This is a genomic window from Buttiauxella noackiae (assembly GCF_000737905.1).
Lineage (GTDB): Bacteria > Pseudomonadota > Gammaproteobacteria > Enterobacterales > Enterobacteriaceae > Buttiauxella > Buttiauxella noackiae.
In genome coordinates, this window is record NZ_JPRU01000002.1 from 1,168,485 (window position 1) to 1,182,129 (window position 13,645).

14 protein-coding genes are annotated in these 13,645 nt (G+C 51.0%); 4 read left to right on the plus strand and 10 right to left on the minus strand.

Features of this window, described 5'->3' with window-relative positions:
• Window positions 1-6: 6 nt before the first annotated feature.
• A complete protein-coding gene (crr, locus tag IX31_RS13860; RefSeq protein ID WP_034459029.1) occupies window positions 7-516 on the plus strand; it encodes a PTS glucose transporter subunit IIA in 510 nt (169 codons plus the stop codon).
• A gap of 65 nt (window positions 517-581) precedes the next feature.
• Here the strand turns inward: crr and cysM are convergent, their stop codons facing one another.
• From cysM to IX31_RS13905, 9 genes are all read right to left on the minus strand, one after another.
• Window positions 582-1,493 (minus strand): cysteine synthase CysM, encoded by a 912-nt coding sequence (cysM, locus tag IX31_RS13865; RefSeq protein ID WP_034459032.1) that lies wholly within the window; start codon window positions 1,491-1,493, stop codon window positions 582-584.
• Window positions 1,494-1,563: 70 nt separating this feature from the next.
• On the minus strand, window positions 1,564-2,664 hold the full coding sequence (gene cysA / locus IX31_RS13870) for a sulfate/thiosulfate ABC transporter ATP-binding protein CysA (protein WP_034459035.1): 1,101 nt from the start codon (window positions 2,662-2,664) through the stop codon (window positions 1,564-1,566).
• Window positions 2,654-3,529: a sulfate/thiosulfate ABC transporter permease CysW gene (cysW, locus tag IX31_RS13875; RefSeq protein ID WP_034459037.1), complete on the minus strand. Its 876-nt coding sequence runs from the start codon at window positions 3,527-3,529 to the stop codon at window positions 2,654-2,656. Before cysW ends, cysA begins: the two co-directional genes overlap by 11 nt.
• Window positions 3,529-4,362 carry a sulfate/thiosulfate ABC transporter permease CysT gene (cysT, locus tag IX31_RS13880; protein WP_034459040.1) on the minus strand — a complete coding sequence of 278 codons (834 nt, stop codon included), beginning with the start codon at window positions 4,360-4,362 and terminating at the stop codon, window positions 3,529-3,531. The genes cysW and cysT overlap by 1 nt, the downstream gene beginning before the upstream one ends.
• Window positions 4,363-5,379, minus strand: coding sequence for a sulfate ABC transporter substrate-binding protein (locus IX31_RS13885; protein ID WP_034459043.1), 1,017 nt, complete (start codon window positions 5,377-5,379; stop codon window positions 4,363-4,365).
• A 245-nt stretch (window positions 5,380-5,624) separates the two neighbouring features.
• Window positions 5,625-6,524, minus strand: coding sequence for a Dyp-type peroxidase (locus IX31_RS13890; RefSeq protein WP_034459045.1), 900 nt, complete (start codon window positions 6,522-6,524; stop codon window positions 5,625-5,627).
• Between the two features lie 103 nt (window positions 6,525-6,627).
• Window positions 6,628-7,203, minus strand: coding sequence for an RpoE-regulated lipoprotein (locus IX31_RS13895; protein WP_034459046.1), 576 nt, complete (start codon window positions 7,201-7,203; stop codon window positions 6,628-6,630).
• 63 nt (window positions 7,204-7,266) lie between these two features.
• Window positions 7,267-7,713, minus strand: a complete 447-nt coding sequence (locus tag IX31_RS13900; protein WP_034459048.1) for a DUF2919 domain-containing protein — start codon at window positions 7,711-7,713, stop codon at window positions 7,267-7,269.
• Complete coding sequence (locus tag IX31_RS13905) at window positions 7,713-8,138, minus strand: GNAT family acetyltransferase (RefSeq protein ID WP_034459050.1); 426 nt, start codon at window positions 8,136-8,138, stop codon at window positions 7,713-7,715. The genes IX31_RS13900 and IX31_RS13905 overlap by 1 nt, the downstream gene beginning before the upstream one ends.
• A 206-nt stretch (window positions 8,139-8,344) precedes the next feature.
• On the opposite strand from IX31_RS13905, the gene amiA reads away from it, so the two are divergent.
• Both amiA and hemF read left to right on the plus strand, forming a co-directional pair.
• Window positions 8,345-9,217 (plus strand): N-acetylmuramoyl-L-alanine amidase AmiA, encoded by an 873-nt coding sequence (gene amiA / locus IX31_RS13910; protein WP_034459052.1) that lies wholly within the window; start codon window positions 8,345-8,347, stop codon window positions 9,215-9,217.
• Between the two features lie 5 nt (window positions 9,218-9,222).
• Window positions 9,223-10,128 carry an oxygen-dependent coproporphyrinogen oxidase gene (gene hemF, locus IX31_RS13915; protein ID WP_034459054.1) on the plus strand — a complete coding sequence of 302 codons (906 nt, stop codon included), beginning with the start codon at window positions 9,223-9,225 and terminating at the stop codon, window positions 10,126-10,128.
• 1 nt (window position 10,129) lies between these two features.
• Here hemF and maeB read toward each other — a convergent pair whose 3' ends face one another.
• The gene (maeB, locus tag IX31_RS13920) at window positions 10,130-12,409 is read right to left on the minus strand and encodes an NADP-dependent oxaloacetate-decarboxylating malate dehydrogenase (RefSeq protein ID WP_034459057.1); all 2,280 of its coding nucleotides are present in this window, start codon (window positions 12,407-12,409) and stop codon (window positions 10,130-10,132) included.
• 280 nt (window positions 12,410-12,689) lie between these two features.
• Here maeB and tal point away from each other — a divergent pair, with 280 nt between their 5' ends.
• Window positions 12,690-13,640 carry a transaldolase gene (tal, locus tag IX31_RS13925; protein WP_034459059.1) on the plus strand — a complete coding sequence of 317 codons (951 nt, stop codon included), beginning with the start codon at window positions 12,690-12,692 and terminating at the stop codon, window positions 13,638-13,640.
• Window positions 13,641-13,645: the final 5 nt, after the last annotated feature.

Below are 13,645 nucleotides of genomic sequence, written 5' to 3' on the forward strand. Positions count from 1 at the left end.
AAGATCATGGGTTTGTTTGATAAACTGAAATCTCTGGTTTCTGATGATAAAAAAGACACCGGAACCATTGAGATTGTTGCCCCACTTTCTGGCGAAATCGTAAACATTGAAGATGTTCCAGATGTGGTTTTCGCCGAGAAGATTGTTGGTGATGGCATTGCAATTAAACCGACTGGCAACAAAATGGTTGCTCCGGTTGACGGCACCATCGGTAAAATCTTCGAAACTAACCATGCTTTCTCTATCGAATCCGATAGCGGCATTGAGTTGTTCGTCCACTTCGGTATCGACACTGTTGAACTGAAAGGCGAAGGCTTCAAACGCATCGCAGAAGAAGGCCAGCGCGTTAAGAAAGGCGACGTAGTTATCGAGTTCGATTTGGCCCTGCTGGAAGAGAAAGCGAAGTCTACCCTGACTCCGGTTGTTATCTCCAACATGGATGAAATCAAAGAGCTGATCAAACTGACTGGTAGCGTGACTGTGGGTGAAACCCCGGTAATCCGCATCAAGAAGTAAGCTGTCCACACAATTGAAAACGGCACCTCTGCCTGAGGTGCCGTTTTTTTTTGCATGCTTTAGAATCAGATTCCTGAGCCTTGCGAATAACTCTCTTCGCCAAACACTCCAGTCGATAAATAACGATCGCCACGATCGCAGATAATCGCCACCACTACAGATCCAGGGTTTGCCTGCGCAACGCGCAACGCGCCAGCAACCGCACCACCCGAACTCACTCCACAGAAAATCCCCTCTTCACGCGCCATACGACGCATGGTTCTCTCGGCTTCAACTTGTGACATATCAATCACTTCATCAACCAGGTCAGGGTTGAAGATCTTCGGTAGCCATTCTTCAGGCCAGCGGCGAATCCCAGGAATACTGCTGCCATCTTCCGGCTGTAAACCAACGATGGTCACTTTTTTATCTTGCTCACGCATAAACTGACTCACGCCTGTTACCGTTCCGGTGGTGCCCATACTGGAGACAAAATGCGTGATGCGCCCCTGAGTTTGCTGCCAGATCTCTGGCCCGGTGGTGCTGTAGTGTGCATAGGGGTTATCGGGATTATTAAACTGGTCGAGAACTTTGCCCTCGCCACGTTCCTCCATCAAACGAGCGAGTTCACGGGCACCTTCCATGCCCTGCTCTTTGGTCACCAGAATCAATTCTGCGCCATAGGCTTGCATCGCCGCTTTGCGTTCCATGCTCATGTTATCGGGCATTAAAAGCTTCATTCGATAACCTTTTAGCGCCGCAATCATCGCCAGCGCAATGCCGGTATTACCGCTGGTCGCTTCAATGAGCGTATCGCCTGGGGAGATTTCACCGCGAGCTTGCGCACGTACAATCATAGAAAGTGCAGCTCTGTCTTTTACCGAGCCTGCCGGATTATTTCCTTCCAGCTTTACCCAGATTTCACTGCCGTTTTCGAGCCCGGTGCGCTGTAACTTAACCAGAGGCGTATTGCCAATCGTGCTTTCTAAGGTGTTCACTTGCCTATCCAGATATAAGAAAAGCGGCCACGTGGGCCGCTTTTGCGTGTCGTGTTGTTCAATAAACTTATCAGGCAGTCTGCGCCAGGTCTAGTTGGCCATTATAAGTAGGCTGAATTCGATTCTTCCCATCATACAAACGTGCATGTTGCAGGCCCACGAACAGTCGTTCACCGCGCACAGGAACATGATCTTCACGCAGAACCACCGTTAACGGTTCGTCGTACCAGCCAAGCGGCTGCACAACTAATTGCATGTAATGCCCGCGAGGACTGATCTCCAGCACTTGCACAGGCAATGGGGAATCCAGATTGGTACGGCGGCTGACATCCACTTCCCACGGACGCAGGAACAAATCCACCGCCCCCTGGTGAGCTGGTGTGAAGCCCAACGGCCAACGGTGTGCCCCAACGTGGAATTGGCTACCGCGAATAGTGCCTTTCATGCGATTAACTTCACCGAGAAATTCCAACACGAAGCGCGTCGCTGGTTCACGCCATACCGCTTCCGGTGTATCAACCTGCTCGATATTCCCCTGGCTCATCACCACAACCCTATCCGCAACTTCCATCGCTTCTTCCTGGTCGTGAGTAACGAACACACTGGTGAATTTCAGCTCTTCATGCAGTTGGCGTAACCAGCGGCGAAGTTCTTTACGCACCTGCGCATCCAGTGCACCAAACGGCTCATCAAGCAGCAGGATTTGTGGCTCAACCGCCAATGCACGTGCTAAAGCGACACGTTGCTTCTGCCCGCCGGAAAGCTGCGCCGGGAATCGATCTGCCAGATGGGATAGCTGCACCATCTCCAGCAAACGCGTCACTTTCTGTTTAATCGCTGCGCCAGAAGGACGTTCGCGGCGTGGCAACACCGTCAGGCCGAAGGCGATATTGTCGAACACCGTCATATGGCGGAACAGTGCGTAATGCTGGAACACAAATCCCACTTTCCGATCGCGTGCGTGAATGCGGCTCACATCGGTGCCATGGAAACTAATACGCCCGCTGTTCTGGTGCTCAAGGCCCGCGATAATACGCAGCAACGTGGTTTTGCCTGAACCTGACGGCCCCAGCAATGCCACCATTTGGCCAGAAGGGATATCCAGAGAGATATCATTCAGCACCTGGGTGCGACCAAAAGACTTCTTAATATTGGTAATATCAATGCTCATGATTTCCCTCCTGTTGCAGGCGTTTTTCCTGGCTATTCAAACGCCACTGCACCGCACTCTTTAAGAACAACGTAACGATTGCCATCAGGGTTAATAACGCAGCGGCGGTAAACGAGCCGACTGTGTTGTAGTCCTGCTGTAGCAATTCAATCTGTAACGGCAGCGAGAATGTCTCGCCGCGAATAGAACCGGAAACCACCGACACGGCACCAAATTCACCAATCGCACGTGCATTGGTTAACACCACGCCGTAAAGCAGCGCCCAGCGAATATTCGGTAAAGTGACACGACGGAACATCTGCCAACCGGATGCACCGAGTAAAATCGCCGCTTCATCTTCCTGGCTGCCCTGGCTCAGCATCACTGGCACCAGCTCACGCACTACAAACGGGCAGGTCACGAAAATAGTGACCAGTACCATACCCGGCCAGGCGAACATAATCTGGATGTTATGGGCATCCATCAAGCCTGCAAGCGGACCGTTCGAACCGTAAAACAGCAAATAAACCAGACCCGCCACCACTGGCGAAACCGCGAATGGAATATCAAGCAGTGTTAATAACAACTGGCGACCAGGGAAATCAAAACGTGTAACCAGCCAGGCAAGCAAAATACCGAACACCAGGTTTACCGGCACAGTAATCAGCGCAATCATCACGGTTAACCAGATTGCGTGCAGCATATCTGGGTCGACAATATTCTGCAGCGCAGGCATCAGCCCTTTCGAAAAGGCCTGAGCGAAAATAGAGGCCACCGGTAACACCAGCAGCAAAAACGAAATTAGTACGCCGAGGCCAATCAGTGTCCATTTGCCCCAGTTAAATCCCGTGCGGCGATAGCTTTTCAATTCAGTTACGTCCGTCATCAGTGACCTACCACGCGTCGACCAAAGCGACTTTGCAACGTGTTAATGGTAAACAGCAGCAGCAGTGAAGCGGCAAGGATCACCGAAGCAATCGCGCTGGCTGCCGGGTAATCGAACTCCTGCAAACGCACAAAAATCATCAGCGACGTCACTTCGGTTTTCCAGGCGATGTTCCCGGCGATAAATATCACCGCGCCAAACTCACCTAGGCTGCGGGTGAACGAGAGCGCAACGCCCGCCATCAATGCCGGAGAAAGCTCAGGCAAAATCACGCGGCGGAAACTCTGCCAACGCGTTGCCCCCAGCGTTTCTGCTGCCTCTTCATATTCCGGGCCCAACTCTTCAAGTACCGGCTGAATGGTTCGCACCACAAACGGAATGCTGGTGAACGCCATCGCAACGGCGATGCCCAACCAGGTATAAGTGACTTTAATGCCGAACTGCGCCAGCCATTCGCCGTACCAGCCGTTAACTGAAAATAGCCCGGCGAGCGTTAAACCTGCCACCGCCGTTGGCAGCGCGAACGGTAAATCCATCAGCGCATCGAGCAGGCTACGGCCAGGAAACTGATAGCGCGTTAAAATCCACGCCATCAGCATGCCAAAGAAACCGTTGAAGATAGAGGCCACGCCCGCCGATAGCAGCGTCACCTTATACGCGGCGACAACCTGCGGGTTAGTGATCACTTCCCAATACTGCGCCAGCGTCATCTCGGAAAGCTGCATCACCAGCGCGCTGAGCGGCAGCAGTAAAATCAGGCAGACAAACAGCAAACTGGTGCCAAGGCTTAAGGTAAAGCCCGGCAGCACGCGTTTGGAGGAAACAGCAAACATTTACTTATGCCCCGCCGCTACAAGCTTGTCGAACTCACCGCCGCTGGCGAAATGGGTTTTCATCGCCTCAGGCCAGCCGCCAAATTCATCTTCCACGCGGAACAGTTCCGTCTGCGGGAATTTATCCTTCAGCTTTTCCATCACCTGCGGGTTATTCACGCGGTAGTAATAATCGGTAATGATGGTTTGCGCCGCCGGGGTATACAGGAAGTTCAGATACTCTTTTGCCGCTTTTTCCGTGCCGTTGGCTTTAACGTTTTTATCCACCCAGGCAACCGGGAATTCAGCCAGAATATTGACCTTCGGCACCACCACTTCGTAGCCGTCTTTTTCGTACTGCTTGCTGATGTTGTTCACTTCAGATTCAAAGCTAATCAGCACGTCGCCCAGGCCACGCTCAACAAAGGTTGTGGTAGCGCCACGGCCGCCTGTATCAAACACTTCCACGTTTTTCAGGAACTGCGTCATAAACTGTTCAGTTTTGGCTTTATCGCCGCCGTCAGCTTTGTTTGCCGCGCCCCACGCGCCTAAATAGGTGTAACGCGCGTTACCGGAGGTTTTAGGATTAGGGAAAATCAGTTTTACGTCCGGGCGAACCAAATCGCTCCAGTCGTGAATATTCTTCGGGTTGCCCTTACGTACCAGGAAGGCCATGGTGGAGTAGAACGGCGAGCTGTTATTCGGCAAACGCTTCTGCCAGTCGGCAGGGATCAGATTGCCTTTATCATGCAAAATCTGCACATCGGAAACCTGGTTATAAGTTACAACGTCTGCTTTTAAACCCTGCAAAATCGCCAGCGCCTGTTTTGATGACCCGGCATGAGATTGTTTAATCACCAGTTTGTCGCCGCTGTTTTCCTGCTCCCATTGTTTCTGGAAGGCGGGATTGAGGGCCGCAAACAGCTCGCGAGACACATCATAAGAGCTGTTCAACAGTTCTGTGGCGTGGGCTGAGCCTGCCAGCAGTGCAGAAACAACAATCGCGCTCCAGACTTTTTTAACGGACGTTTTGGCCATTGGGCACCCTTATAAATGTGATAACGAGCATGTTTAATGGTTACCAGTGTATTTATAACGAGTGTCAAAGCTGTAACGGTTTTATATATCGTTTGGTGATTTGCAATAAGAAAGGGGTATAAGACGCGGGTAAGTCGTTGACGGAGGAAAAATGCCGGATGGCGCTGACGCTTATCCGACCTGCATCACCTGATATGACGTGTTTTGTAGGGCGGGTAAGCGCAAGCGCCACCCGCCATCAAAGACTACAGGCTTAACAACTTATCCAGCGATGGCGCGAAATAATAACCGCCGGTCACCGGTTTGGTGAAACGCAGCATGCCATCACGCTTACCGTCGGTTTCGCCAAACATACTCAGCAATTGCTGCTCAATGTTGTGTAAACGTGCGCAATACGCGATGAAGTACAGACCATGAGTGCCGCTGGCGGTGCCGTACGGCAAACTTTGGCGCACAATCTTCAGGCCTTTGCCGTTTTCTTTCAAATCAACACGGGTCAGGTGAGATGTATCCGGGCGTTCGTCGCCATCAATTTCTTCATTCGCCTCTTTGGTACGGCCAATGATCATCTCCTGATCGGACACACTCATGCGATTAAGCTGCTTGAGATTATGCTCCCAGCGCTGGACGAAAACGTAGCTTCCGCCCGCATCCACACCGTCATTAATCACCGCCACTTCGCGGCGAGTCTCTTCGCCCTGTGGGTTTTCGGTGCCATCAACAAAACCGCTCAAATCGCGATCTTCAACCCAACGGAAACCATGGATCTCTTCTTCAATTTTCAGTGCGTCGCCAAACGCTGTAAGCGCTGCCTGCGCGACAGAGAAATTCACGTCATGGCGCAGAGAAAGAATATGGATCATCACATCGTGCTGGGTCGCTGGCGCAAGGCCCTTGCCCAATGGAGCAAAGTTTTTCAACTCAGTCGCACCCACACCGCCACTGAGATCGCACCACAGGTCGTGACCAAATGCCACCACAGCCCCTAAATTCGCATCAGGGAATTTATCCTGAAACGTAATCAGTGATTGATTAAAGGTTTTACAGCCCTGGCGAATAGCATCGAAATCACCCTGAATACTCGCTTCCAGCCAAATGGCGGCGCGACAATGTTCTGGCAGAATGCCAGTTTGAACACGAGACATGAATCCTCCTAAAAAACACACGCCACTCTACGTGGCGTTTATTCCCTTATGATACCCAATTCCGGCAGCACCTTATTGAGAAGGCGCAAGCCAGCGGTTATTTTTATCGACGCCAGATAATTTTACTGATCTTCCAGTTTTTGAGCGTATCGTCAGACGGCATCAACTCCTGCCCGCCATGCCATTCGCCGCTAAAAATGTAGCTGATATGCTGGCTATCTTTGGCCTTGCACTCAACACCTGCGCTATCATCTTCAGTCCCTTTGACACACGCACCAAATGCTTTGTCATACAGAGAGCTAAAAGTGGTACCAATCTTCACGCCACTATCGGTTTCGATGTTGCTATCCATAACGTCAACGCGGCTTACTGTGCCTTTTTCGCCATTGACAACAACCATCACGGTTTTGTCATCCATCGCTTCATAGAAGCGAACAATCTCACCTTTATCGGTTTTCATGCCGCTGCGTAAACGGTAGTTATCATTCAACGCGCTGCTGACCGCTTTTTCATCCATTGGCGTGCTGGCATTTAACTCCCCTACGCCCTTTTCACTAACTTCAATCGACGAACCAAACCAGTTCCACGGATTTGCCGCAGACCAGTTGACGGATGACAGCGTCGAACAGCCTGCTAACACCAGCGGCAGCCCCAATAACATCAGGCGCAGTTTTTTCATCAGAAATTCCTTATTAAGCATGGATACGCGCTTTGGAGTGCAAACTTTCCCAAAAGTGCCCGGTTATTCACGATTGATGATGAAGTAATCCCGTAAACGACGACTGGTGGCTAACCACCACAAGGCAAATAAATCGGCAAGCAGCAGGAGCAAAGTTACTCCTGTCAGATCCTCACCTTGCCACAGCAGCAATAACTGCCAGGTCAGTAGCACCAATTGTGCTGCAATTAACACCCAGCGCACCGCTGCCCAAACGCGGGGATACAAATGTCGGCGACCACTGATCATAAAGGCCAATGCAGCAGGAACGCCAGGCAATAGCCCAAACCAGAAATTGTCGCGGTCAGGATAGAAAACACCAAGGATGGCATCGCCCTGTTGACGGGATGCCGCCGCCAGCACCAGAACAAACCAGGTTCGCGCCTGCAAAAGAAGGGTACACCAGAACAACAAAGGTGTTTTCAGATTACCGTGAGTATCGTAATCCGAAGGTGGATACAGCACAGGCATTAATATTCCTGGTCTTCAATCAATCGCTTGCCGAGTAGCATCACATCTTGCTGCTCATACTCGAGCCGCTCATACATGCCAATCACCAGGTCGTTTTCTTCACGCACCATGATTTGAATTTTTGGGCAGCCGCGCGCGATGAGCTTTTTCTCAAGACGGCTTAATAGCGCATTAGCGATACCGCGACCACGATATTCGGGATGAACTCCAAGATAATATGCTGAACCCCGGTGACCGTCATAGCCACCCATCAGCGAACCAACCACTTCACCGCCTACTTCTGCCACTAAAAACAGATCCGCGTCATGATTGAGTTTACGTTCAATGTCCATTTCAGGATCGTTCCATGGACGCAGTAAGTCGCAACGTTCCCAAAGCGTAATGACTTCTTCGAAATCATCCTGGCGAAAAACTCGTATTTCCATGGTATTAGCCACCCGAAAGTCTAAAAGAGTGATTATGGCGTTAAGTTTCTGTTTAGCCAATATCTGCCGCAAAACGAAGCAAAAAATGACATACTAGCCACTCATTCATTTTTGGTAATGAAAATCCCATAAATGCTTGTCGTTTACCCTTTGCCGATACGCTATAAATGCCTATCTGCAATTTTTAAGATAAAAATATTAGCCGCATGAGCAAAATTAAATCACTGACGCATCTGACTACCCGCCGCCAGTTACTGCTTACTGGATTGGCTGCTTTAACGTTAACGGGCGTAAATAAGGCTTTGGCCAGCTCGGAAACTAAACCTCTCAAAACCACCACTCATCACAGCAAGCCCAGCAAAAAATCGGGTGGCCGCCGGGTAGTGATGCTCGACCCAGGCCACGGCGGTATTGATACCGGCGCGATTGGCCATAATGGTTCTAAAGAGAAACATGTCGTACTGGCCATTGCTAAAAATGTACGAAACATACTAAAAAGCAATGGGATAGAGGCCAAACTCACACGTACCAGTGATGAATTTATTCCGCTGTACGATCGCGTAGAAATAGCCCACAAACACGGGGCCGATCTCTTTATGTCGATTCATGCTGATGGTTTCACCAACCCATCAGCTGCCGGTGCGTCGGTGTTTGCCCTTTCCAATCGAGGTGCCAGTAGCGCCATGGCAAAATACCTTTCTGATAAAGAAAACGCCGCCGATGATGTCGCAGGCAGCAAGGTCAAACATAAAGACCAGTATCTACAACAGGTGCTGTTTGACCTGGTGCAAACTGACACCATTAAAAACAGCCTGACGCTCGGTTCGCACATTCTTAAGCAGATAAAGCCAGTGCATAAACTGCATAGCCGCAACACGGAACAAGCGGCGTTTGTGGTATTGAAATCGCCGTCGATACCTTCCGTACTGGTTGAAACGTCATTCATCACCAACCCGGGTGAAGAAAAGCTACTAGGCACCGCCGCGTTCCGCCAGAAAATTGCTAATGCGATTGCCTCGGGCATCATTAGCTACTTCAATTGGTTTGATAACCAAAAAGCCCACAGTAAGAAACGTTGATACCTATGAACTTGCCAGATATTGAGTCCGTAAAACAATTCCTGCTGCAATTGCAGGACACCATCTGCCAGCAACTGAGCAATATTGATGGCGCTGCGTTTGAAGAAGATAGCTGGCAACGTGAAGGCGGTGGCGGCGGGCGCAGCCGGGTGTTACGTGGTGGGAATATCTTTGAGCAAGCGGGCGTTAACTTCTCCCACGTTCATGGCGAGGCAATGCCTGCGTCTGCGACAGCGCATCGCCCGGAACTTGCCGGGCGCAGCTTTGAAGCTATGGGCGTCTCCCTGGTGGTGCATCCGCTCAACCCGTACATTCCCACCAGCCACGCCAACGTGCGCTTTTTCATTGCACAAAAGCCAGATTGTGACCCGGTGTGGTGGTTTGGCGGCGGTTTTGACTTAACGCCTTTTTACGGTTTTGAAGAAGATGCCATTCACTGGCACAAAACTGCGCAAGACTTGTGCAAGCCTTTTGGCGATGACGTATTCCCGCGTTACAAAAAGTGGTGCGACGATTATTTCTTTATTAAGCATCGCAACGAGCAACGCGGTATTGGTGGCCTGTTCTTTGACGATCTGAACACCCCGAATTTCGAACATTGCTTCAGCTTTATGCAAGCTGTGGGTAAGGGTTACCTGGACGCTTATCTGCCGATTGTCGAACGCCGCAAGGCGTTGCCGTGGGGCGAGCGCGAGCGCGACTTCCAGCTTTATCGCCGTGGCCGTTATGTAGAATTTAACCTGGTGTGGGATCGCGGAACGCTGTTTGGTTTGCAGACAGGTGGGCGTACAGAGTCGATTTTAATGTCGATGCCGCCGCTGGTCCGCTTTGAATATAACTATCAGCCAGAAGAAGGCAGCCCGGAGGCTGCCTTGTATCGTGATTTCTTGCCGGTTAAGGATTGGGTTTAAATCACAGCGGAACGGTCTGCGCCTCAACAACTGCCAGCGCCACCATATTCACAATACGACGAACAGACGCAATCGGTGTTAACACGTGCACCGGTTTTGCCACGCCCATTAATACTGGCCCGACTGTCACCCCTTCGGAACTGGAAACACGCAACAAGTTGTAGCTAATACGTGCCGCTTCGACGTTTGGCATGATCAAGATATTTGCCGAACCTTTCAGTGGGCTGTCAGGCATACGTTCGTTACGAATGCTTTCCACCAGCGCCGCATCACCATGCATTTCACCGTCAATTTCCAGCTCTGGCGCACGTTCGCGTACCATCTCCAGCGTTTTGCGCATCTTGCATGCCGCTTTCGAATCGGAGGAACCATAGTTGGAATGCGACAACAACGCGACTTTTGGCTCGATACCAAAGCGACGCACCGTTTCTGCGGCTAACAAGGTAATTTCTGTCAGCTCTTCTGGCGACGGATCGTCATTAACATAGGTATCAGCAATAAAGGTGTTGCCACTTGGCAGCAGCAGCGCGTTCATCGCCCCCGCAGCTTTGACGCCTTCACGATAGCCGAACAGCTTTTCCACCACGGAGAAGTGCTCATGATACTCACCGATGGTCCCGCAAATCATGGCATCCGCTTCACCACGGTGCACCATAATTGCACCGATAACGGTGGTGTTACTAATCACCGCGCGCTGCGCCTGCTCTTGCGTAATACCGCGGCGTTTCATGATGTTGTAGTACTCATTCCAGTACTCTTTGAAACGCGGATCGGATTCGTTATTCACGATCTCAAAATCGCGCCCGGCTTGCATTTGCAGGCCAAGTTTTTTCAGGCGCATTTCGATAACCGCCGGACGACCAATCAGAATCGGTTTTGCCAAACCAAGCGTAATCAGCTCCTGAGTCGCATGTAGTACACGCGCCTCTTCACCTTCCGTCAGCACCACACGTTTTGGATCTTTGCGGGCCTGGGAGAAAATAGGCTTCATAAACAGGTTGGTTTTGTAGACGAACTCGGTCAGTTTTTCGCGATAAGCATCAAAGTCCTGAATCGGGCGCGTTGCCACACCGGTCTCCATCGCTGCTTTCGCCACCGCTGGTGCGATTTGCACGATAAGGCGCGGGTCGAATGGTTTTGGAATCAGGTAATCAGGGCCGAAAGTCAGCTCTTCTTCACCGTAGGCGGAAGCCACGACATCGCTCTGCTCAGCGTGAGCCAGTTCGGCAATCGCATGAACCGCAGCCAGTTTCATCTCTTCGTTAATCGCCGTTGCGCCAACATCCAGCGCACCACGGAAGATGAACGGGAAGCACAGCACGTTGTTAACCTGGTTAGGGAAATCAGAACGACCGGTGCAGATAATCGCATCAGGGCGCACTTCTTTTGCCAGCGGCGGCAGAATTTCCGGCTCCGGATTTGCCAGCGCCAGAATCAGTGGTGCACGCGCCATCTTCTTGACCATCTCCTGGCTCATGGCTTTCGGGCCTGAACAGCCGAGGAAAATATCCGCACCTTCAATCACTTCGTCGAGTGTGCGCTTGCCGTTATCTTCCACCGCGTAGGCCGCTTTGGTCTCAGCCATGTTCTCTTCACGGCCCTTGTAGATAACGCCTTTGGAATCACAGACAACGATGTTGTGTTTCTGGATACCTAGCTGCACCAGCAGGTTCATACAAGCGATAGCCGATGCGCCCGCGCCAGAAACCACTAAACGGACATCAGAGATATTCTTCTCAACTACACGTAGGCCGTTAAGCACCGCCGCAGTACAGATGATGGCCGTCCCATGCTGATCGTCATGGAACACAGGAATGTTCATGCGCTCGCGCAGTTTTTTCTCGATGTAGAAACACTCTGGCGCTTTAATATCTTCCAGGTTAATGCCGCCGAACGTTGGCTCAAGTGCAGCAATCACCTCAATCAGTTTGTCCGGGTCCATTTCATCGACTTCGATATCGAACACGTCAATACCGGCGAATTTCTTAAACAGAACACCCTTACCTTCCATCACCGGCTTGCCCGCCAGTGCGCCAATATTACCCAGCCCTAGCACCGCAGTGCCGTTGGAAATCACGCCGACCAGGTTGCCACGTGCGGTGTATTTGTAAGCCGCAAGGGGGTCTTTTTCAATCTCAAGACAAGGTGCAGCAACGCCTGGAGAGTAGGCCAATGCCAAGTCACGCTGGGTCGCCAGCGGTTTGGTTGGCGAAACCTGAATTTTCCCAGGTACAGGGAATTCATGAAAATCGAGGGCACTTTGTCTTAGTTGTTCGTCCATTTCTTCGTTCCTTTTTTATCATTCTCAAGGGTCGTAAGGTCACGTTAAGATCGCTTTAGGGCCACGTAGTATCACGCTTGCGCGCGTTCTAAACTTTGAACATCACCATAATATCAGCAACGTCTTGCAAAAATGTTAGAAAATCAGAGCCATTATGTTACCTGTCATTAACAACAATGCCATGCCTATCTGCTATGCTTTTTAGTTATGCCAACGATGGATTTTCATCGCGAGTGACATGGAACACTCAAATTAGACTTTGCATTTCAAGGAGATAGTCATGAATCAGTTAGACAGCATCAAGAAATTCACCACGGTTGTTGCCGACAGCGGTGACATTGAATCTATCCGCAATTACCAACCTATCGATGCGACGACCAACCCCTCGCTATTACTGAAGGCCGCAGGTCTGGCGCACTATCAAACGCTGATTGATGATGCCATTGCTTACGGTAAACAGCGTGGTGGCACGCGAGAAGCTCAGGTCGCTCAAGCCTGTGACAAACTTGCGGTCAATTTCGGTGCGGAAATTCTGAAAAGCATTCCTGGACGCGTCTCAACAGAGGTGGACGCTCGTCTCTCGTTTGATAAAGAAAAAAGCATCGCGAAAGCCCGCCATTTGATTGCACTTTACGAAGAGCTTGGCATTGATAAGTCGAGAGTTCTTATCAAGCTTGCTTCAACCTGGGAAGGTATTCGTGCCGCTGAAGAGCTGCAAAAAGAGGGTATCGATTGCAACCTGACGCTGCTGTTCTCTTTTGCGCAGGCGCGAGCCTGTGCGGAAGCCGGCGTGTTCCTGATTTCACCGTTCGTCGGGCGTATCTACGATTGGTATCAGGCCCGCAAACCGATGGACCCCTATGTGGTTGAAGAAGATCCGGGCGTCAAATCGGTGCGCAATATCTATGATTACTTTAAGCAGTACAACTACAACACCATCGTGATGGGCGCGAGCTTCCGCCGCACCGAACAGATTCTTGCGCTGGTGGGCTGTGATCGCCTGACTATCGCCCCTAACCTGCTGCAACAGTTGCAGGAGAGCGAAGAGCCGGTGGTGCGCAAACTGGTGCCGCTGTCACAGGGCTTCCGTCGTCCGGAACCTATCAGCGAAGCAGATTTCCGTTGGGAGCATAATCAGGATCCAATGGCTGTAGAAAAATTGGCAGAGGGCATCCGCCTGTTCGCCATTGATCAACGAAAACTGGAAGATTTACTCGCCGCCAAACTTTGAACAAC